At 50.5% G+C, this 19,236-nt stretch carries 22 protein-coding genes; 5 read left to right on the forward strand and 17 right to left on the reverse strand.

The window, feature by feature from the left end; all coding sequences use genetic code 11:
• From pelG to EVJ21_RS08245, 6 genes are all read right to left on the reverse strand, one after another.
• On the reverse strand, positions 1–1,449 hold the full coding sequence (gene pelG, locus EVJ21_RS08220) for an exopolysaccharide Pel transporter PelG (protein ID WP_070329467.1): 1,449 nt from the start codon (positions 1,447–1,449) through the stop codon (positions 1–3).
• The gene (pelF, locus tag EVJ21_RS08225; RefSeq protein WP_070329468.1) at positions 1,430–2,848 is read right to left on the reverse strand and encodes a GT4 family glycosyltransferase PelF; all 1,419 of its coding nucleotides are present in this window, start codon (positions 2,846–2,848) and stop codon (positions 1,430–1,432) included. The genes pelG and pelF overlap by 20 nt, the downstream gene beginning before the upstream one ends.
• The gene (locus EVJ21_RS08230; RefSeq protein ID WP_070329469.1) at positions 2,845–4,692 is read right to left on the reverse strand and encodes a DUF2194 domain-containing protein; all 1,848 of its coding nucleotides are present in this window, start codon (positions 4,690–4,692) and stop codon (positions 2,845–2,847) included. The genes pelF and EVJ21_RS08230 overlap by 4 nt, the downstream gene beginning before the upstream one ends.
• A complete protein-coding gene (locus EVJ21_RS08235) occupies positions 4,674–5,612 on the reverse strand; it encodes a tetratricopeptide repeat protein (protein WP_131490308.1) in 939 nt (312 codons plus the stop codon). The genes EVJ21_RS08230 and EVJ21_RS08235 overlap by 19 nt, the downstream gene beginning before the upstream one ends.
• Before the next feature lie 4 nt (positions 5,613–5,616).
• On the reverse strand, positions 5,617–6,864 hold the full coding sequence (locus tag EVJ21_RS08240) for a GAF domain-containing protein (protein ID WP_131464807.1): 1,248 nt from the start codon (positions 6,862–6,864) through the stop codon (positions 5,617–5,619).
• A gap of 66 nt (positions 6,865–6,930) precedes the next feature.
• Entirely contained in the window at positions 6,931–7,770 is an 840-nt protein-coding gene (locus EVJ21_RS08245; protein WP_236633714.1) for a glycoside hydrolase family 191 protein, read from the reverse strand.
• Between the two features lie 108 nt (positions 7,771–7,878).
• Between EVJ21_RS08245 and EVJ21_RS08250 the strand changes: the two genes are divergently transcribed.
• On the forward strand, positions 7,879–8,274 hold the full coding sequence (locus EVJ21_RS08250) for an ion channel (protein WP_131490309.1): 396 nt from the start codon (positions 7,879–7,881) through the stop codon (positions 8,272–8,274).
• 11 nt (positions 8,275–8,285) lie between these two features.
• On the opposite strand, the gene EVJ21_RS15445 is transcribed toward EVJ21_RS08250, so the two are convergent.
• Genes EVJ21_RS15445 through EVJ21_RS08260 form a run of 3 tightly spaced genes read right to left on the reverse strand, consistent with a single transcriptional unit; the run spans position 8,286 to position 9,924 of the window.
• Positions 8,286–8,438, reverse strand: a complete 153-nt coding sequence (locus EVJ21_RS15445; protein WP_021065921.1) for a hypothetical protein — start codon at positions 8,436–8,438, stop codon at positions 8,286–8,288.
• A gap of 47 nt (positions 8,439–8,485) precedes the next feature.
• Positions 8,486–9,325, reverse strand: coding sequence for an aminoglycoside 6-adenylyltransferase (locus tag EVJ21_RS08255; protein ID WP_131490310.1), 840 nt, complete (start codon positions 9,323–9,325; stop codon positions 8,486–8,488).
• Positions 9,322–9,924 carry a pentapeptide repeat-containing protein gene (locus EVJ21_RS08260; RefSeq protein WP_131464813.1) on the reverse strand — a complete coding sequence of 201 codons (603 nt, stop codon included), beginning with the start codon at positions 9,922–9,924 and terminating at the stop codon, positions 9,322–9,324. Before EVJ21_RS08260 ends, EVJ21_RS08255 begins: the two co-directional genes overlap by 4 nt.
• A 52-nt stretch (positions 9,925–9,976) precedes the next feature.
• On the opposite strand from EVJ21_RS08260, the gene EVJ21_RS08265 reads away from it, so the two are divergent.
• On the forward strand, positions 9,977–10,423 hold the full coding sequence (locus EVJ21_RS08265; RefSeq protein ID WP_131490311.1) for an NUDIX hydrolase: 447 nt from the start codon (positions 9,977–9,979) through the stop codon (positions 10,421–10,423).
• Between the two features lie 3 nt (positions 10,424–10,426).
• Here EVJ21_RS08265 and EVJ21_RS08270 read toward each other — a convergent pair whose 3' ends face one another.
• Positions 10,427–11,104: a YjjG family noncanonical pyrimidine nucleotidase gene (locus EVJ21_RS08270; protein WP_131468408.1), complete on the reverse strand. Its 678-nt coding sequence runs from the start codon at positions 11,102–11,104 to the stop codon at positions 10,427–10,429.
• 72 nt (positions 11,105–11,176) lie between these two features.
• On the opposite strand from EVJ21_RS08270, the gene EVJ21_RS08275 reads away from it, so the two are divergent.
• Entirely contained in the window at positions 11,177–12,025 is an 849-nt protein-coding gene (locus tag EVJ21_RS08275) for a GNAT family N-acetyltransferase (RefSeq protein ID WP_161567017.1), read from the forward strand.
• A gap of 92 nt (positions 12,026–12,117) precedes the next feature.
• On the opposite strand, the gene EVJ21_RS08280 is transcribed toward EVJ21_RS08275, so the two are convergent.
• From EVJ21_RS08280 to EVJ21_RS08290, 3 genes are all read right to left on the reverse strand, one after another.
• Positions 12,118–13,068 (reverse strand): alpha/beta hydrolase, encoded by a 951-nt coding sequence (locus EVJ21_RS08280; protein ID WP_070329269.1) that lies wholly within the window; start codon positions 13,066–13,068, stop codon positions 12,118–12,120.
• A 180-nt stretch (positions 13,069–13,248) separates the two neighbouring features.
• On the reverse strand, positions 13,249–14,010 hold the full coding sequence (locus EVJ21_RS08285) for an HAAS domain-containing protein (RefSeq protein WP_070329270.1): 762 nt from the start codon (positions 14,008–14,010) through the stop codon (positions 13,249–13,251).
• Complete coding sequence (locus tag EVJ21_RS08290) at positions 13,979–14,332, reverse strand: PadR family transcriptional regulator (RefSeq protein WP_070329271.1); 354 nt, start codon at positions 14,330–14,332, stop codon at positions 13,979–13,981. Before EVJ21_RS08290 ends, EVJ21_RS08285 begins: the two co-directional genes overlap by 32 nt.
• Positions 14,333–14,498: 166 nt before the next feature.
• Between EVJ21_RS08290 and EVJ21_RS08295 the strand changes: the two genes are divergently transcribed.
• On the forward strand, positions 14,499–15,956 hold the full coding sequence (locus EVJ21_RS08295) for an aldehyde dehydrogenase family protein (protein ID WP_131490312.1): 1,458 nt from the start codon (positions 14,499–14,501) through the stop codon (positions 15,954–15,956).
• Positions 15,957–15,996: 40 nt separating this feature from the next.
• Here EVJ21_RS08295 and EVJ21_RS08300 read toward each other — a convergent pair whose 3' ends face one another.
• The 4 genes from EVJ21_RS08300 to EVJ21_RS08315 all read right to left on the reverse strand — a co-directional run bounded on the left by EVJ21_RS08300 (position 15,997) and on the right by EVJ21_RS08315 (position 18,050).
• The gene (locus tag EVJ21_RS08300) at positions 15,997–16,335 is read right to left on the reverse strand and encodes a zinc ribbon domain-containing protein YjdM (RefSeq protein WP_070329273.1); all 339 of its coding nucleotides are present in this window, start codon (positions 16,333–16,335) and stop codon (positions 15,997–15,999) included.
• A gap of 66 nt (positions 16,336–16,401) precedes the next feature.
• A complete protein-coding gene (locus tag EVJ21_RS08305) occupies positions 16,402–16,914 on the reverse strand; it encodes a GNAT family N-acetyltransferase (RefSeq protein WP_131464824.1) in 513 nt (170 codons plus the stop codon).
• A gap of 113 nt (positions 16,915–17,027) precedes the next feature.
• Complete coding sequence (locus tag EVJ21_RS08310) at positions 17,028–17,357, reverse strand: four-helix bundle copper-binding protein (RefSeq protein ID WP_070329275.1); 330 nt, start codon at positions 17,355–17,357, stop codon at positions 17,028–17,030.
• A gap of 81 nt (positions 17,358–17,438) precedes the next feature.
• A complete protein-coding gene (locus tag EVJ21_RS08315; RefSeq protein ID WP_131464826.1) occupies positions 17,439–18,050 on the reverse strand; it encodes a protein kinase family protein in 612 nt (203 codons plus the stop codon).
• 151 nt (positions 18,051–18,201) lie between these two features.
• Here EVJ21_RS08315 and EVJ21_RS08320 point away from each other — a divergent pair, with 151 nt between their 5' ends.
• Entirely contained in the window at positions 18,202–19,098 is an 897-nt protein-coding gene (locus tag EVJ21_RS08320; RefSeq protein WP_070329277.1) for an aldo/keto reductase, read from the forward strand.
• Positions 19,099–19,236 lie beyond the last annotated feature (138 nt).

A 19,236-nucleotide genomic window follows, 5' to 3' on the forward strand; every position in this document is an offset into this window, starting at 1 on the left:
TTAACGCGAGAAGCGACGGTTGAGCGCGGTCCCAAAATGCGAGAACCGTTCCGTCCCGAGCTTACGACGGTTCGAGGCCGCGAACACGTAATAATCGACCTTCCCCATAAAATAAATCAAGCGCAGTCCTGCGATAAAGAACGTGATGGTCGTGCTGATCGCAAAGCCGACCCCATACCAATCGATCCCGCGCGATAGTAACGACAACGTGAACAAGGCGTTCAATGTGAAGAACGATAGGTTGACGAACAACGCACCACGCCGGTCCTCAAAATAAAGCAAGAGCAGCGTCAGTACGAGAATCATCGCGTTCGCGAACGCGGCGAGCGTCGTCATCCGGAAAATTTGACCGACTTCTTCCGGGACACCAATCCAACCGACGAACACACCCGCCATCAGGATCGCGAACAAGGTGACAACACCTTGACTTCGCCCAAGTCGGATCAATTCATTTTTCAACACCGTCGTCATCGTCTGCTTCGCCTTCTCAATTTGGTGTAACGCCCCGCCATAATTGATCAAGCCGTAAAACGTTCGGTAGCGCTCGTAAAACCTTGTCTCGACAGCGACGACGAACAAGAGCTGGGTCGGGATGATCGTCAAGTACGACCAGAACACAGCCGTGTCATAATACGGATTGAACACGAACGAATCGGCAATCACCATGCGACCTTCACCAAACCAAATGATGAAGTTGGTCACCCAGATCCCAAGCACGTATAACACACCAATCGCGAACAAGTCCGGATACTTATCAAAGTACCGGAAGTATGAAAACTCTCGCGTCGCATACCTGAGCGGAAACGTCCGAAGCATCGCGAAGAATAGCCCGAACAGCGTCACGACCATCCCAACGGTAAAGCCAAACAGAAGCTCGAGGCTCGATGGGTTGACCATGAGACGACTGATCAAATAGACGCTCGCGACTGAAATAACCCCGCCTAGCAAGAAGCTGTAAGCGACCGCTTGATAAAATTTGGCGGCGCTCAAGAACAAGAACATGACCCAGATGACGTTGATGGTCATGAATAAGACGAACAGGACGAGCTTATAGGCGAAACTGAGCGGTGAAATCAGCCAAAACACGCTATACATGACGACGGCAGCGAGAATCGTCACTTTTAACATGCCGGTGAAGACAGGAAAGATCTCATGGGCTTTCTTTTCATAAAACAAATCGGCCACGTATCGCGTGACGACGAGCTGCTGAAAACTAAATAGAATTTGCGAGAAAATGAACGCGTAAGACACGGATAGCATAAACAGTGTCCGTTCCTCGAGCGACAACATCGGCATCTGAAACGCCAACCATTGAATCGTACCGACAACGAGGATGACGATCAGCCAAGGGCCCGATGTGACGAGACCGGAAAACGTGTACGCCTTCAGTCTTGAAGAGTAATAGTCTTCTTGAAACAGCTTTTGTAACTTAAACCCGATGCCCGCCATACTGTTCCCTCCTCGCTTCATAGATGGCTTTATAGCGGTCGACGAACTGTTGCAATCGATAATACTGACGGACACGCTCGCGGCCGTTTTTACCGAAGCGCATCCGTTCGCGCGGATAATCCATCATCCATTCGACTTTGTCAGCGATGGCTTCCGGATGGACCGGGGGAACGATGAAGCCGGCCGGACCGAACGGATCGTCAGCGCGTCCGTAAAGTAGTTCCGAACAAGCCCCGACATCGGTCGCCACCCAAGGGATGCCAGCCGCCATCCCTTCTAAAATGGCGAGCGGCTGCCCTTCCGATATGCTCGTCAACAACAACAAATCAAATTTCGGCAACCAGTCTTGTACGTTCACTTTCCCGACGAGTTCGACATAGTCGGTCAGCCCGCTCTGCTCAATCAGTAGACGACACTCTTCGGCGTACTCTTCGTCCTCATCAAGCGGACCCATGATCGTCAGTTTAAACAGCCGATGGCGCTCTTGAAGGATTTTTGCGGAATAAATCATCGTCTTCAAATCCTTGATCGGAACGAGGCGGACGATAGCCCCGATTTGGAACACATCATTCTCGGCTCGCTCAAGCGTAGCGTGGATATGACGGTCGTCAATCCCGTTGGCGATAATTTTCGTCTTCTCGCTAGGCGCCCCAATCCACTCTTGATATTCGCGATTCCGCTCAAACAGTGTGATAATCTCGTCGGCCGCGTTATACGCCTCGCGTGACAAGTGATGGAAAAATCGAACCCACCTCGGTTTGTAAGGGGACGGAATCCAATAAGACTGAAGGATTTCTTCCTCGCGTTCACGTGAGTAGATGCCGTGTTCGGTCAAAATGAACGGGATACCTTGCGTCTCTTTCATGTAAGATGCGACGACACCGGCGTAGCCTGTCGAGATGGAGTGGACGAGATCGACTTTTGGTAACGGTTGATGCAACACACGCAAGATCGGCATATACATACTCTGCCACATCCAAAAATAATCGATGAACGAGCCACCGTTCATTTCTTCTGCGTAAGCCGATTTTACGTTTCTCCAAAAGAACTCGCTTGAGAAGAAGGCTTGGCTTGATGGGACTTGTTTCCCGAGAATGCCAAGCGCTTGCCGGTTCGGGTTTTTCAACATGAGCCATTCCGAAATTTTCCGCTCGTCTTCGGCGTCGAGCTTCATTCGACCCTTCGCCTTTTTATCCATATCGCTTAAATAAAGGTGTGTGATTCCTGACACGTTTTGCGGCAACTCATATTTCATATCTTCTGGCCGCTTGACCGATGGCTGAATCGAGATGATTTCAAACTCGACTTCCGGCATCGCTTCAATCAGCGTCTGCGTCCAACTCGAGACACCTCCGCTCACATACGGGTAACTCCCTTCTAACACGAGCCCAATCTTCATTGCGGGTCCCCCTTGATGGCGATTTCAGCGTTCGCTGATGTCAATTGGACGAGATAGAGTGGACGGTCCGCCTCCATCTGCTCGACCGTGCCGAATGCGAATTTGCCTGTGTCCAATGATTGGCCCACTTTTAGACGGACGGTGAAGTGTGACGGATTGACGAGTCCGTCCCCAGTCAAATAAATGGTCTCGTCATCAAACGTGACGTTCAAGTCTGCCTCTTGATACGTGATCAGTTTTTCCGTCGCATAGTGTTGTGTGTAGGCCTCTAAATAGGGATAGCTGACGTTGACATCATCGACGATTTTTTTCAAACTGGCGAACATCGTATCCCAGTCGCGACCGAAAGCACGGTCTGGGTCGATGACGTCATCCGGGTGGATAAAGTGTGAAAACACCCCAAAGTTAGCGATCGCATCGACCATTTGGAAGATCGAACCTCTTTCTTCCCCGTAGTCACTCGTGATGCGCGGGAAATGATAGATTCCGGTATGTGTCGTATCAAATTCGAACTCTTGGACAAAATCACCATTTTCCGGGTCACCGGTATAGAGTGACGCAATCGTCCGCAGTTCAGGCAACGCTTCAGCAATCGCGTCGACACCGGTACGATTGAGTGCATTCGAAGGTGGGACGTATGATTTGAGTTGTTCTGCCGGGAAATAGTTAGCAAATACCGACTCTGCCTGCAGCAGCGAACGCTTCATCTCGTCCTTGTCTTTCCACGGAATATATCCGTACGTCGGATCGATCGGTTCATCGGCCGTGACAAGTGATTGGTGATTGTAGCCGTGCAACCCGATTTCACCACCCTGCGCCAATAATTTTCGACCGAAATAGAGCATCGGGAACTCGCCGCGTTTAATCAATTTATCATCTAGCAGTTCCATCTCTTCTTCGTACGTCCCGATCATCGCGCCCGTGTAAATGACGTCGTCATCTTGAGCCATGTCGACCATGTCTTTCCACCAATCTTCGGCAAAGAAGTCTTTGACCGATTTATCGAGTGGTGTCGCCGAGACATCTTTCATCTTGCCGTCCATGACTGGAGCCGGAAAGTCATCGATATACATGAGCTTAATCGCCGCTTGGGCACCCACGAACGCAGGCGGTAACGTTCCGAGCGTTTGGACGAACAGTCCGCGAATCATCTTTTGATCGGTGATCGTTGTATTCCAGTACAGAACGTTCCCATCACCGACCTCATATTCCCAAAGGACGGGAAACCCTTCCGCTGACAGCAAAACGTTCGCTTCGTCTGCAATTGCGAAGTCGACGACACTATGGACGAACAGATCGTCCGGTGGATTCAAGTCGACATAACCCGGGAAAATCGTTTCTTCGAAGTTCAGACCGTAAACGTCTGGAACGAATTCACCGATTTCTTCGATACCTGTCACTTCATTCCAAGCGGGGTCTTTGAAACGGTTGGCGAACACGACATTGCCTCCTTGTTCGACGAACCGTTTCGTCTCTTGCAATGGCCATGTCGCGGTTTGTTCTCCTGTAAATACGATGATGCTGTAGGGAGACGGCGTGATCGAACTGACCGCACCCGCATCAATTTCTCGAACGTCTAGTTTGGCGTAACGCAAACCATACAATAAATTATCTGCCGTATTGACCGCCAAATCACCTTCGTCTCGGACAAGGTAAACTTGAAGTTGTTGCTCTCCTGTTTTAGCGGAAGCATCACCTTGCAATTGGTCGATGTTCATTCGTTGCTCAGCAACGTTCGGTAACAATGTATGCAAGGAATGGATCCTCAAGTATTGGATTGCGCCGACGACGACGAGAAATAACACGATGAAGAGCGAGAATGAGATTACAGTTCGTTTTTCCATGATGTCGAATCACTCCATTCTTCAAACAACAGTCGGTGCTCATACGGCACATCGTCTAACGAAAATTGTGTTTGCATCATAAACATGACAGCCTTCACCTCGGTCCACCGCTCCCGTTCATAGTAAAAATCGATGAGCATGAGATGGGCCTCGATGCGTTCCGGGAAATGGTGAACGTACTCCTTCAATATTTCAAGCTGATCTCTAGGACGTTTTAACGTGATGTAGACTTCGTTTAAATCCTCATAAATCCATGGCGACGGCGGATACAGCGTCTTCGCTGTCAAAATCTCTTTTAACCAGGCCTCACGTCTGTCTTTCAACATGACTTCCGTGATCAGTTCACTGTGAATCATCCGTTTGTAAATTGTCGCTAGTCGGTGAATCGTTTCCGGGTTTCCTAAATCGTATTCATACTTCGCCAATTTTAATTCCTGCTCGTACTGATCGATGAGAATATTCATCGTCGCGGCCGCATAATGGACCGTTTCACTGTCCGTGCTATTAAGCCCCATCTGCAAGTATTTCCCTTGGTTATTGATGGACTGGTTGACGTGCGTCAAAATCGAGTGCTTGCGAATCGCCGGATCTTTTGAATTGATGGCATCGGCTAACGGCAGCAGGCTAGAGCTCGTTTTCGCATCGTGCCGAATCTGCTCATAATTGACGACCCGAAAATCAATATACTCATCGTAATCTTCAATCAGTCCGCTCCGATCGAAGCGTTCTGCGAAGCGATAAATTGCATATACTGCGACTTCCGCGACAAAAGGTAAAAATAGGCCGAAGCATAAAGCGACCACTGCCACCCCATAGTCTAGCGCTTTCATTTTCCGCTTCAACACCACTAACAAAACGAACGCCAAGATTGCGTGAATCACATAGAGCCCAATCCAAACTAAACTGTCGATGGCTTCCATGAACTCACACTCCCTTCTGGATCAAAATCCCTTCGATCCGATCATAAATTCGTTGACGGTTCTCCTCACTCGTTCCTGGGAGCAAGAGTAACAACTTGTTTTCGTCTTGGTCATAACCGACGATATCAATCTCTCGCAAATACGAATGCACGATCGCTTCAATACTTTCGAGCGAGACCGGTTCATAATCGAGCGCATACTCGAGTACGATGAACGGTTGATCGTGATGAAGTTTCTTTTGTTCTTGAAGCGCCACTATCTCGATGAACGCCTCTTTCTTGTAGAACGATGTGCCCGGGTAGCGCTTCTCGTGCTGCTCTTTACGAATCAAGTTTTGCGCGTTTGTGATTCGCGTCCCGATCCACGAGAACAGGATATTTAATACGTGGAGGTCATCTGTCGTCAATTTCCGGAGCGGCAGACGCTTAATGACGACAACTTCACGCGTCTCTCCGTCAATCACGATCGGAGCGAGCAACATCGGATCCGTGTCGTCATCATCGAGTTGCCGTAACATCGTCTCTTGGACTTGGAAGAAACGTTTGAACATGCTCGACGCCTCATCTAAGAAAATGGTTTGTGGAAACTCTTTCTTCTCGGCTTGGCGAATGATTAGACGCATCGACTTTTGCGATCGATCGACATGATAGATGGCGACGTCGCTCGCCAAGAAATATTTTTTAAGCAAACGAATCGTCTCGCTACGAATCAATTCAGGATGTGGCAGGTCAAGCGAGACAGCTAGTTCGTACAATTGATTTAAACTGTATTCCGATTGAAGTAATTTTTGACGAAGGGTCGTTTGCGAAGTGTTGAGTAAATCGACGGTCTCTTTCAAATACGTGTTTTCATCTTTCAGTTCTTCGTTGCGAAACTGACTGATTTCATAACGCTCTCGAAATGAAGTGCTAAACAAGCCGACGATGACAGTGAGTGCGAAGTAATAGAAAAGAGTGAGAAGTGAGTTTGTATCGTAGAACAGTAAGAAGATATCGCCTCCGACAAGTCCGGTGTAGAGGACTTTGTACAGAAGCAAGACGGCGAAACTGATCAACCCAAAGGTTGTTCCGTAACGTAGCGCGAACAAGATGGCGGCTACATAAAATAGGTTCAAATCATTTTGAATCGTCCCTAAATTGAAAGCTAAATCGATTCCGATCAATAGAGTGAACACGACAAGAATTTCGGCCCACTTAATCCACGGGCGGTCTTGAGCATATAGAATGATAATCCCCTCCCAACGATTAGTCACAGCTTCATAACACGAATGTCATGCTTACTTATTTGGCGCTCGCAGCAAATTCCCCTGCTAATTATCTTAATTCCCTTCCTGAAAATCCCATGTATCATAATAAGTGGGTTCATGATAATGGATAAACCCGTTCGCTTCCGCCAAGTCTCGACTAATAGCTTCCTCTTGGTCCGAAACAGTAAGTACTGCAATCCCATACTGTTCTTGAATCACATTCATACGGTCCAACATTTCCATCGACCAAGAGTCCGATGTAATCTCCGAATAATTGAACCCTTCCCACATGAACCCGTCCACGTATGGAGCGCTCGTTCGTTCAAGCGTTTCGATTCCCCAATTTTGTACAATCGGGACCCCAGGGTAAGTCTGCTTAATCGCTTTTAAAAATGCTTCTAATCCGTTCAATTGCTCAGTCAAGTCTTCGGGATAGTCGAGGTGTACATCGTCGATATCTCCAACCGTGTCTAAAAAGATACCGTCCAAGTGTTTATTGATGACTTGCTTTTGAATCTCGCGCATCAAAATCTTCCGAAAATGGTCCGAACTGATATCTGTCAAATAGGAATCCCATTTCGGAAAATAAATCCGCTCTCCGTCCCGGTAGAAAAAATCGTCTTGTTTCATTTGACCGATCAGTTCCCGATTCCACGTGTCCGCTTCCATCACGTTTATATAGCCGAGCACTTTCGTGCCGTTCGAACGAATCGCTTCAATCTGCTCCGGTGTATACCAAATCGGTTCGATGATCACGAGATCATACCGGGTCATATCCTCGATAATCGCCTCGGTCGGAATGTTGTAAAAAATTTTGTACGAGCTGATTTTATCAAAATTAAATGGCGTCTTCGTGGTACATCCACCTAGCAGCAGAAGCAGCACTAAACTCGTCAACCTAAAGCGTCGCACACGGACACCTCCTTGTCGCAGAATCCTTCATGGTGCACTTAGGTCCGTTTGACGTCAATTGTTCAGGGAAACAACTTAGTATGACTTAGCAAAAAAGGAGAGATGAGGATGAATACGATTTTACTGACGGTTGCCCTCTTATTCGTCGGACTGAACGTATATACCTTCTTCCGCCGACAGACGTACCGGCAGACCGGATTTGACGGCCGATTATTTAGCCACCTTTTCATCAGCTTGTTAGGTGTGTTGATTGGGTTTGCCTTAGTTTATTACGTGTTGTCGTGGGACGGGATCATTCTCGTCACGTCACTTGAGACGATGACCGCTGTCGAGCCATCATGGCAAAACCTGCTCTATTTCAGCGGCGTCACGCTTCTATCAATCGGATTTGGTGACTTACTGCCGGTTGGGCCGGCCCGTCTGTTCGCCCTACTCGAAGCGGCAATCGGAATCTTGCTCCCGACCGCGTTTTTCGTAAAATCGATGTACAAAAAAGAAGACTGACAAGCAGTCTTCTAGCGTCCAGTGATCAATAAGTACAAATTGAATGCGACGAGTCCAAGCGGAAATAAGGCCACGACAACGATTGGCCATTTCTTCGTCCGGATGCCGACAAATAAGAGTAAACTCCCCACTAGGAGCGCGATGAACGTCGTATACGGATTCAAGCGTCATTCCCCCTTCTATAGAGGGGGTTTCCCGACTCGGCTAAAAACTAATCGTTTGAAGTCCAAAGCGTCGAAAAAGCGTCACGAATCCGCTTGGACTCGTCGTCCCGAAATGAGTTGCCACTTTTCTCCGAAACACGCCGACTGAAGACGCAGAACTGCTCGACCAACGTTTCAAACGCGGCTGCAATCGCCGCAGGATCCGCGACCGGGTATGTCCGTAAGTATGCTTGCCAAGCTTGATTTGATAAGTAGTTCACCAAAGCGTCCCCAGATTTCCCGATATTCGAGGAAAAGCCGGTCCTATATCCGACATCCCACGCCATCATCTGTCGGAGCATGTCTCGCATGATCGTCACGTGATCGAGCGCATACAGCAGTTGATTGCGCCTTAGTCCTTTCACGACATACAATGATACCCACCAAAACTCGTTCCAACACGACGCATAGTCAAACGCGCTCGGACGTTTGACTCGGTACGTCTCATCGCTCGGCACAGGACGTCCTGCCGTGTCATCTTTATCGAGCATGACGAGACTGAGCGAATCTTCCGCAATCGCCTCCTGCACAACGCGAACAGGACGAACGGTCAGATCGATCCGATGACCGGCTGCAAACTGGACGAGAAACGCAAACCGCTCGTATCTTGTTTGAGACGGTGACTCGTCCGGTGTCTGCATGATCAACACCTCGCCGAACCGATCGATCCAGGATTGATCCGTTATGAACGATGATACGTCCAGAACGAAAAACGTGACATCTACATCTTGAAACCGGTCTGGGGAAACGTGCGGATTGACGAGCGATCCGTTCAACACCATGATTCGGATGTCTTCCCGCTCCTCCGCCAAAGCGAGTAGCTGCTCGAGCACCTGGTTATTGTTCATTCGACGATGGCCCCGAGCGAACGGGCGACTTGGACCGCCTGCATGACGTCGAGTTTCGTCTTTTTGAGCGTAACGTCCGTGAAATCGACCCCGTCCATGTCAGCACCTATGAAGTCGGCAGCCGTACAGTCCGCATGCTGCAGGACGGCACGTGTCAACGCAGCGTTCGTCCAGCGCGACTCCTTCAAGTCCGCCCCGTACAAATCAGCCTCTACTAGACGAACATCCGACCAATCCATTTTTCGGAGCGGTGCGTGACGCAAATTGACGAACGACCAGTCGCCCCCACGAACGGTCACGCCCTCAAACGTACACGACTCGAACGAAGAACCTGTCATCTTGCATTGATCGAACTCACTTAAAAACAAATTCGCCCCATTGAATTGACAGTTTAAAAACGAACTGCCGACGTGGCGCGATGCGTTCCATTTCGAGTCGGTAAAGTCACAGTTGATGAAGCGGCACTGCTCGGTCTCGAACTCGGTCGCGTCGATGTACGTGAACCGACAGTTCTCGAACGTCGTATGTGAAAGTTGAAGGTCACGGAGCGTCTCCTCTCGAAAATCTTCTCCCTCATAGACTGCATTTGATTGAAACATGTCCTGCCTCCTTGGCGTATACTGATTGTAGTAAAAATTGGGAGTGTTGCATATGGATATCGTATTTCCGACCGATCAAGGAACGTTCAACTACCGCGTCGCCGGCATCTGGGTCCAAGATGGTCGTTTGCTCATTCATCGGAACGCGAATGATGACTTTTGGGCGTTGCCGGGCGGCCGCGTCGGCATCGGCGAAGAAGCCGAACTCGCTTTGATGCGCGAACTGCAAGAAGAGCTCAACGCGACACTGACGGGAACGACGTTCGCTTTCGTCTCCGAAAATTTCTTCACGTACTTAGAACGCACGGTTCACGAGATCGGCATGTATTTTTATGTATCGGGTGACCTACCGCTCCGGACCGGGGACTTTCACGGACCAGAAGGAGATCAACTCATCTATCGTTGGCAGCCGCTCGAGTCGCTCCGTGAACTGAGACTCTTCCCGGAGACGCTCTATGCGTTGCCGCAGTCGCTCCCACCACACTTTATCGACCGCTGAGCCTTATAAAATCGATTTCAACTCGTTCAAATCTTGAATCTCATACGTCGTCTCGACCGTCGCCGCAACCTCATGCGGGTTGTACCAGCACGTATCGAGGCCGTACATGCGTCCTCCGGCGATGTCCGCCGTCAGCGAGTCACCGACGATGAGCCCACGCTCTGGTGACACGTTCGGGACACGGTCGAACACGTAATCGAAGAACGGTTTCATCGGCTTTTGCGATCCCGTCGCGTCGGAGACGAACACGTCCTTGAAATACGGGAGCAACCCCGACGCCTCAAGCCGCTTGAACTGTGTCTCTGTCACACCGTTCGTGACGATATAGAGCGGATACTGTTCACTGAGCGTTTGCACGAGTTCGAGTGCCCCGTCGATGATGTGCACCCCGTCGTGCAAATGGTCTCGATAGCGCTGTTCGACTTCATGCGCATCGATCGTGATGCCGAGCGTGTCGAACAGTTGCGTGTGGCGGCCCATCAAGACGTCTTCCCGTCCGACCTCACCGCGTTCAAACGCGCGCCATAGCCCGTTGTTGATCGTCACGTATTGTTGTTTTAACGCATCGGTCATCCGGACGTTATGTGAGGCGAGCAATTGCTCCAAGGCGACGTGCTCGCTCCGTTTAAAGTCTAGCAACGTATCGTCGACATCAAATAAAATAGCTTCATACCGTTTCATAATTTGAATTACCCCTCTCTGCCTCTAATGTACAGGAACAGGCCGAGAAGTTCAAAACAAGGAGTGAGTCCCATGGCTAAACGACCGATCACCAATCTCGAGTATTCAGATAAAGAACGTGAATCATTTTTCTACTTGACCGATGAAATGTTCGGCATCGATTTTCGCGGATGGTATTTGGATGGAGAATGGACCGACCGCTATCGCTGTTATTCGTTGACGTTCTACCGGAACATCATCTCGAACGTCAGCATGAGCCGGATGACCCTCGTGACGGACGGAACCGCTCGTGAGATGTATCAAATCGGGACGGTCATGACGGACGAGGACCGACAAGGACAAGGACTCGCCACCCGCGTCTTCAAGCACCTCTTCAAACAACATGACGCCGATGGATTGCCTTATATTTTAGCTTGTAACGAGGGCCTCGAAACGTTTTATGAGAAGCAAGGGTTCACTGTCCAACGCGAACCGGAGCTATTTGTCTCCGTGTCGGGCTCGGCGCCCCCGCTCGAACACGTCGACGTCGACGCCGAGCGGTGGCGTCGGTTCAAACTGGAGTCGCTCCCGTACTCACCCCGGCTCTATACGACGGACGACATGCATATTTGGATGTTCAGTTTCTATCAAGGCCTGAACGAGGACGTCTATCGCTTCGACGACGTGCATGTCATCTATTTTATTGAGCGCACGCGTCTGCATTTGTTCGCGGTGCTGTCGCCTCGGCCTGTCGATATGCGTGACGTCGTGGCACGGCTCTCCTTTGATGGAATCGCGGAAATCGTCTTTGAATTCACACCTGACTTGCCCGATGTCGAACGACGTGCGGCACGTGCACGTGACGGACAATGGATGATCCGCATGAGTGACGGCCACCTTTTCCCGGAAGGCTGTCGCTTCCCGAGTTTATCGAAAGCATGAAATAACGCGCCTTGCAACAGAGTCTGATGGTGCGAGCGTACTCATAAGAGAAGAGGACCGTTCCGACAATAGGTCAGAATGGTCCTCTTCTCTTATCCAAGAATATTTTTTTGGTTCTCAAACGCTGTTTTTAAACAATGAGCCGCCTCTTTCACCGCCCGTTTCGCCTCTGGGACGAACGCATAGTAGTTCGTGAAGCCGTGGATCAGCCCCCCGTAATTTTTATACGTCACCGGGACACCGAGGCTGATCAATTTGTTCGCATAAGCCCGACCGACGTCACGGAGCGGGTCGTACTCGGCCGTCAGTAGTGTCGTCGCAGGCAGTTGTTCTAAGCGATCGGACAAAATTGGCGACGCATACGGATGTGTCAACTCATTTTCGTCATTAAAATATTGCTGCTGGAACCAACGGATCAACCCTTCGTCAAGCAAGTAGCCGGTAGCGTAATCAATCAAAGATAACGGCAAGTTCTCTTCGGTCCCGGTCACCGGGTAAAACAGGAGCTGATGAACGAGTGACGGCCCCCCGCGCTCACTCGTAATCAATGCGCTGACCGTGGCGAGCGTCCCGCCGGCACTGTCGCCGCCGACGGCGAGTCGTGACGCATCTACGTTTAATTCTGAAGCGTGTTCCCCGATCCAAACGAGTGCATCGTAAGCGTCTTCGACCGGGGCTGGAAATTTATGTTCCGGCGCGAGGCGATACCCGACCGAGATGACGGTACAGTCCGCCTCGTTCGCGAGGGTGCGGCAAATCGCATCGTGTGTCTCGATGCTGCCGGTGACGTAACCGCCGCCGTGATAGTAGACAAGTGCCGGGGCGGTCGTTGCTCCTGACCGATAAATCCGAATCGGGAGCGTACGCCCTGGGAGCGAGAGATCCAAGTCCTCGACTTCGTGAACGTGCTCTTTATGCTGGAACCTCGTCAGCACTGCATCTTCCTGTCGTCTTAACTCGAGTGGGTTCATTTGCTCATATGTGGGTGACATCTGATTTTTAAATTGATCCAAATAAAATTGAATCGTCGGATTGACTGGCAATGGGAACCCCTTCTTTCTCTATTGGCGTACAGTTTCCTATTCCCAGCCGAACCCGTCATTAAGCAGACTCGCACACTTTTCGAAATTTAGAATGATAAAAGAATGCCAAGACGACACCGATAACGAACAAGACCGTCCAAGCGATGCCTAACAATCGAGCTAGCATCTATGACAAACGTCTTAGACTTCCTCCTGTTGATTCTTTTTCCACCAGACGAACATAACGATTCCCATGCCGACGAACAGAACCATCATTGAGAAAATCAACTGTTGTTCAAGCGGCAGGCTCGTTTGCGCGAACACATATTGCGGCACAAACAGTAGAAGTGGAATAATCAGATTGATCCACGTCTTCGTCCACACCGACACGATGACGAGTGTGAGCACTGCTAGCCCGAACAACACGAACTGCCCGACCGTCCCAAACGTGATCTTCGGTGTCTCAACGAGCAGGTCGAAAGTCATCAAGCCTAGGAATAGCGTCATCGGCAATGCGCCGAGCGCGGCATACGTCAACCCAGTTTTCATCTTGCCGCGAGACGAACCGGTCGACATCTTACGGAACACTTGTGTCACGGCGAGTAAAAGTATGACGGCGACGAGTGGGAAGCCGATCAGTTGGACCGTCGAGAACGTCATCTCTCCTTGAATAAAGTTTCCGATGATGATGTAGGCGAATACGCTCGGAATGATCATGCCGACAACTTTCACTACCCCTTTCACGTCAAACGCCATCTCGCTCCCGAGTTGGCGCATATACGCCTCAGGGCTCTGTCCGACGACATCGTCTACGCTTTTCCCTGCTCGCTCCGCTTCTTCTAAATGGTCTTTCAATTCTTCGGTCACGTCCTTCACTTCACGTTCTGATTTCCCACTCGACATGAGATAGACCGCCAAATCATCTAAAAAATCACGACTCTTTTTCGAAAGTTCCACGTTCATTCCCCTCTCCTAGTACGCGGTCGACACCGCTCGACACATCTGCCCAACGCTTCCGGAACGCCATTAATTCCTGTTCCCCAGCTTCCGTCAATACGTAATACTTTCGTTTCGGACCTCCTGAAGGCAGAGGTTTTTGAACCGTCTCGACCCACCCCTCTTTCTTCATCCGTAACAGAACCGGGTAGATACTGCCTTCGCTCACCATCGTGAAACCGTACGCTTGAAGTTTCTCCGACATCTCATAGCCGTACGTCTCCCCTTTTGCGATGATGGCGAGCAGACACCCTTCGAGCAGACCTTTCAACATTTGACTCATCGCCATGGCGTGACCTCACTTTCTCCAAACTATCTTGTTATACATAATAGTAATGGAAGGTGATTTCAATTGCAACTACTTTGTAAAACAAGATAGTTGCGCATCGAAAGGTTTAATTTTTTAAATCAGGTGAATACTTCTTAAGGTGAAGAAAAAATAAAGGAGTGTTGTTATGCATACCGATTTTACAAAGATGTACATTAATGGCCAGTGGGTAGACGGTTCGAGCGACAAGTCGATCGACAACGTCAACCCGTTCACGGACGAGAGGCTGTTCTCGATTCGGTCAGCAGACGAGTCCGATCTCGACAAGGCGTATCAGGTAGCTAAGGAAGCGCAAGGCGAATGGGCGGTCATGCTGCCGCAAGAGCGCCGCGCCCTGATCGAGCGGTTCGCTGAACTGACGTTACACTACAAAGACGACATCATCGACTGGCTCGTGAAAGAGTCAGGCAGCACCCGCATCAAGGCAGAAGGTGAATTCGCTGCCTCGATGGCAATCATTAAAGAGGCGTCGACGTTCCCGTTCCGGATGGACGGTCTGATCAAACCATCGATCGTACCGAACAAAGAGAATCGGGTCTACCGGAAGCCGCTCGGCGTCATCGGCGTCATCAGCCCATGGAACTTCCCGTTCCATCTCGCGGTCCGTTCGATCGTCTCGGCGCTCGCGACCGGCAACACCGTCGTCGTCAAACCAGCGACGGCGACACCGGTCACAGGCGGGCTCCTGTTCGCTTCATTGTTTGAAGAAGCCGGGCTTCCGAAAGGCGTCTTGAATATCGTCGTCGGTCGCGGCTCTGAGATTGGCGATGCCATCGTCGAACACCCGATCCCAAAACTCATCTCGTTCACGGGATCGACCGAGGTCGGGAAAGGCATTGCCGAGAAGGCCGGACGTCTGTTGAAGAAGACCGCGCTTGAACTTGGTGGCAACAACGTCTTCGTCGTCCTAGACGATGCTGATATCGACCGCGCTGTCGAGTCGGCCGTCTACAGCAAGTTCTTCCATCAAGGTCAGATCTGTATGTCGACGAACCGGATTCTCGTCGCCGAATCGATTCATGACACGTTCCTCGAACGGTTTAACGAACGCGTCCGCGGTCTTAAATTCGGAAATCCGAATGAAGCCGATACACAGGTCGGACCACTCATCGACCATGATCAAATCGATCGTATCCTCGACCAAATCGATCAGACGGTCGACGCCGGGGCGACGCTCCACGTCGGTGGCAAAGCGAACGGCAACGTGCTCGAGCCGACGGTCCTTAGCGGTGTCACGAACGACATGCCGCTCGCCAAAAATGAGATCTTCGGACCGGTCGCCGTCATCTTGTCATTCAAAGACGACGAAGAAGCGCTCCGTATCTCGAACGAACTCCCATATGGTCTTAGCGGCGCCGTCCACGGTTCGATTTACCGGGCGACCGAGTTTGCTCGCCGCGTCGAGACCGGGATGATCCACATCAACGACCAATCGGTGAACGACGAGCCGCACTTGCCGTTCGGCGGTGAGAAAGACTCAGGGCTCGGCCGCTTCAACGGCGAATGGGTGCTCGAGGAGTTCACGACGCTCCAATGGGTATCTGTCATGCATGAACGCCGTGAATACAAGCCGTTCTTCTCGTAATACAAAAAACTGTTTCGGTCCGTGGACCGAAACAGTTTTTTCATAGTTTCTTGACGAATTCTGACTTGAGCTTCATCGCGCCGAACCCATCGATTTTGCAATCGATATCGTGATCACCGTCGACGAGGCGGATACTTTTCACTTTCGTCCCTTGTTTGACGACGAGTGACGTACCTTTCACTTTCAAGTCTTTGATGACCGTGACCGCATCTCCATCTTGGAGCACGTTCCCGTTCGCGTCTTTAACCTCAGCGTCCGCCTCGGCCTCGGCCGCCTCGCTCGGTGACCACTCGTAAGCACATTCTGGGCAGACGAGCAAAGCGCCATCTTCATAGACGTAGGCCGACTGACATTTTGGGCAATTCGGTAGTTCTGTCATCTTGATTCCTCCATTCGATTCACTGTTGCCAGTATACCGTATTTCAGAAATGTCGATAGACAACATTTAGCCTTCTTGCGGTGTTTCGGGACCTGTCAAATCCAATTGATAAAATGACAAGTCGAGCCATTTTCCAAATTTGTAGCCGGCTCGTTTGATCGTCCCTGAATGAACGAAGCCCAATTTTTCATGCGCTTTGATACTCGCGATGTTGGCAGCATCGATTCCGCCAATCATCGTCTTATAGTTACGCGCTTCCGCGATGCGGATTATTTCACGAAGCAACTTGTTGCCGACACCTTTGCCGCGATAGCCCGGATGAACGTAGACAGAGTGTTCAATCGTGTAATGGTAGGCTGGCCATGGACGGAACGGGCCAAACGTGGCGAAACCCATGACGACGTCGCCGTCTTGCCAGACGATGACGGGATGTCCGGACGCTTTTTTATCTTCATACCAGGCGACTCGATTTTGAAGCGTCACCGGTTCATAGTGATAGACGGCAGTACTGTTGACGATGGCGTCATTGTAAATATGTAAGACGGCTTGAAGGTCGTCACGACGGCAATTACGGATCATACATACACCACTTTCATGAGTTTTCTTCATTATACGTATCTCGCTCTCAAAACACACGTCGCGACGCATTTTCCACAAAAAAAGGTCAGCCGCGTCGACTGACCGTATTCCGCTCAAGCTGCTAAGCGGTCGCACATCGAAGCGCATTCGAAGCAAACGCGCGCACACTCTTGGCAGTGCTCGTGCTTATGTTTTTCGCACTCTTGGGCGCACGCCTTACACATGACCGCACAAGCCCGTGCGAGTTCGGGCACGAACGCCGAATCCCGTGTCATCGCCTCGGCGAGGAACGAGCACATAGCGGCACATTCGCGGTCGAGCCGGATGCAATCGACCATCATCTTCACATCGCGCTCTTCAAGACACGATTCAAGACAGTAGTTACACGTCTCCACACAGTCATGCAACGTTTCGAGTTCATTCGCATAAATTCGGTGAGCCATTCGGACGTCCTCCTTTTTAAGTGACACGACAACGATACGTTACTGTTGTTCCCTAATCGCCAAAAGAAAAACGACCTTCGACTAACGTCTCGGATCGTTGACAAACGTGCGGTATAAATAGGCGATGCCGTTCAACAGCCGCTCGGAATATCGTTTCGGCACGAAGCGGAGCCGGTAGAGCCGATACATCCGTTTCAAGTCTTCCCATTGATGGTCGATATGTTGCCCTTGCCGGAACCGGGCCAAATCGATCAAATAGATGCGGCCTTGCGGACTGAGGATGATGTTGCGCAAATGTACGTCTGACGGGGTAAGTCCAAGCTGCCGCGCTTTAATCAGCGCCTCGTCGACTTGCTCGATGTACGCCGCATCAATCCAAATCCCTTCGGTCAAACACTCAAACAGCGTCTTACCTTCGATATAATCGATGACGATATAGTTCGGCCCGACTTCGTACAAATATGGAAACTGAGGCAGCCCTTCGAGCGTACGATAAATCACGGCTTCTTCCGCCGCGATTTGAGTATAGCCCGGGAAGAACACTTTGATGACGAGTCGCGTGTCTTTCACGCGAAATACGGCGGCGCTCCGTCCGATCCCATGCAGCTCGAGGTCTTGGTGATAAGCGGTGGCACGCGTCTCGTGAACGTCTTGTTCGAACGACACGTCCGCATAAATTTCATAACGATTCATGAAGAACTCCTCTTTCTGTTTGTCTCTCGTCTATCATAACGGATTCCGTCACGATTGACCCTGTTTCAGCATCCCTGCTCGCGCGCAGAAAGTGACGCTGTTGGACAATACCCGTATAATGAAAGCGACAGACAATTAGGAGGAATCGATTATGCAACGAATCGCACTAACGGAAGACTTATCGTTCTCACGCATCATCCACGGAATGTGGCGTCTCGCCGAATGGGAGATGAGCCCACAGGAGCGTCTCACGTTCATCGAGCAATGTATCGAGCTCGGCATCACGACGTTCGATCACGCCGACATTTATGGCGGGTATACGTGTGAAGGATTATTCGGAGAGGCGTTGCGCCTCAAACCTTCGCTTCGTGACCAAATCGAAATCGTGACGAAGACGGGCATCAAATTGACCGGCTCATTCAACCCCGGCCAAACGCTCAATCATTACGATACGACGAAAGCGCATATCATCAGCCAAACCGAACGTTCTTTGAGCGAGCTCGGGATTGACCAGATTGATACACTTTTGATCCATCGTCCCGATCCGCTCATGGATCCAGATGAAGTCGCCGAGGCGTTCATCACGTTGCAACAGAGCGGAAAAGTTCGGACGTTCGGCGTCTCGAACCACGCACCGTCGACACAGCAACTGCTGCAGTCACGGTTACCGTTCAAACTCGTGACGAACCAGCTCGAGCTCTCGCCGATGCAGTTGAAACATTTCGAAGATGGTTCTGTCGACCTATGTCACGAAAAGCGGATGCCGCTCATGGCCTGGAGCCCGCTCGCCGGAGGCCAGTTATTCTCTGCAGACGACTACGCGCCACTTCGTGAAAAGCTTGAAGAGATCCGCGTCCGTCATGACGCTAGCGGTATCGATTCAATCGTCTATGCTTGGTTGCTCAAACATCCGGTCAATATCATGCCGATCATCGGCTCTGGGAAAATTGAACGAGTCCGCACTGGCGTCGACGCACTTGAAATTGAGCTCAGCCGTGAAGAATGGTTCGAAATTTTGAAAGCTTCACGCGGTCGCGACGTCGACTAAAGGAATATAAAAACCAATAAATACCTATAAAACCCATACTCCATTTCAACGTTTTCCGTTCGTTTTTTAGCAATGACGCTATATCAAGGTTCATTCGTCAAAAATCGACAACGTTCAAATCGAGAAATTCCATTTCTT

Source organism: Exiguobacterium sp. SH0S2 (assembly GCF_004337185.1).
Classification (GTDB): Bacteria; Bacillota; Bacilli; order Exiguobacteriales; family Exiguobacteriaceae; genus Exiguobacterium; species Exiguobacterium aurantiacum_A.

What these genes read in the sequence shown, in the direction of transcription:
- pelG (WP_070329467.1), bottom strand. Translation starts at nt 1,449, where the DNA reads ATGGCGGGCATCGGGTTTAAGTTACAAAAGCTGTTTCAAGAAGACTAT.
- pelF (WP_070329468.1), bottom strand. Translation starts at nt 2,848, where the DNA reads ATGAAGATTGGGCTCGTGTTAGAAGGGAGTTACCCGTATGTGAGCGGA.
- EVJ21_RS08230 (WP_070329469.1), bottom strand. Translation starts at nt 4,692, where the DNA reads ATGGAAAAACGAACTGTAATCTCATTCTCGCTCTTCATCGTGTTATTT.
- EVJ21_RS08235 (WP_131490308.1), bottom strand. Translation starts at nt 5,612, where the DNA reads ATGGAAGCCATCGACAGTTTAGTTTGGATTGGGCTCTATGTGATTCAC.
- EVJ21_RS08250 (WP_131490309.1), top strand. Translation starts at nt 7,879, where the DNA reads ATGAATACGATTTTACTGACGGTTGCCCTCTTATTCGTCGGACTGAAC.
- EVJ21_RS08255 (WP_131490310.1), bottom strand. Translation starts at nt 9,325, where the DNA reads ATGAACAATAACCAGGTGCTCGAGCAGCTACTCGCTTTGGCGGAGGAG.
- EVJ21_RS08260 (WP_131464813.1), bottom strand. Translation starts at nt 9,924, where the DNA reads ATGTTTCAATCAAATGCAGTCTATGAGGGAGAAGATTTTCGAGAGGAG.
- EVJ21_RS08265 (WP_131490311.1), top strand. Translation starts at nt 9,977, where the DNA reads ATGGATATCGTATTTCCGACCGATCAAGGAACGTTCAACTACCGCGTC.
- EVJ21_RS08270 (WP_131468408.1), bottom strand. Translation starts at nt 11,104, where the DNA reads ATGAAACGGTATGAAGCTATTTTATTTGATGTCGACGATACGTTGCTA.
- EVJ21_RS08275 (WP_161567017.1), top strand. Translation starts at nt 11,177, where the DNA reads ATGGCTAAACGACCGATCACCAATCTCGAGTATTCAGATAAAGAACGT.
- EVJ21_RS08285 (WP_070329270.1), bottom strand. Translation starts at nt 14,010, where the DNA reads ATGAACGTGGAACTTTCGAAAAAGAGTCGTGATTTTTTAGATGATTTG.
- EVJ21_RS08290 (WP_070329271.1), bottom strand. Translation starts at nt 14,332, where the DNA reads ATGGCGATGAGTCAAATGTTGAAAGGTCTGCTCGAAGGGTGTCTGCTC.
- EVJ21_RS08295 (WP_131490312.1), top strand. Translation starts at nt 14,499, where the DNA reads ATGCATACCGATTTTACAAAGATGTACATTAATGGCCAGTGGGTAGAC.
- EVJ21_RS08300 (WP_070329273.1), bottom strand. Translation starts at nt 16,335, where the DNA reads ATGACAGAACTACCGAATTGCCCAAAATGTCAGTCGGCCTACGTCTAT.
- EVJ21_RS08305 (WP_131464824.1), bottom strand. Translation starts at nt 16,914, where the DNA reads ATGATCCGTAATTGCCGTCGTGACGACCTTCAAGCCGTCTTACATATT.
- EVJ21_RS08310 (WP_070329275.1), bottom strand. Translation starts at nt 17,357, where the DNA reads ATGGCTCACCGAATTTATGCGAATGAACTCGAAACGTTGCATGACTGT.
- EVJ21_RS08315 (WP_131464826.1), bottom strand. Translation starts at nt 18,050, where the DNA reads ATGAATCGTTATGAAATTTATGCGGACGTGTCGTTCGAACAAGACGTT.
- EVJ21_RS08320 (WP_070329277.1), top strand. Translation starts at nt 18,202, where the DNA reads ATGCAACGAATCGCACTAACGGAAGACTTATCGTTCTCACGCATCATC.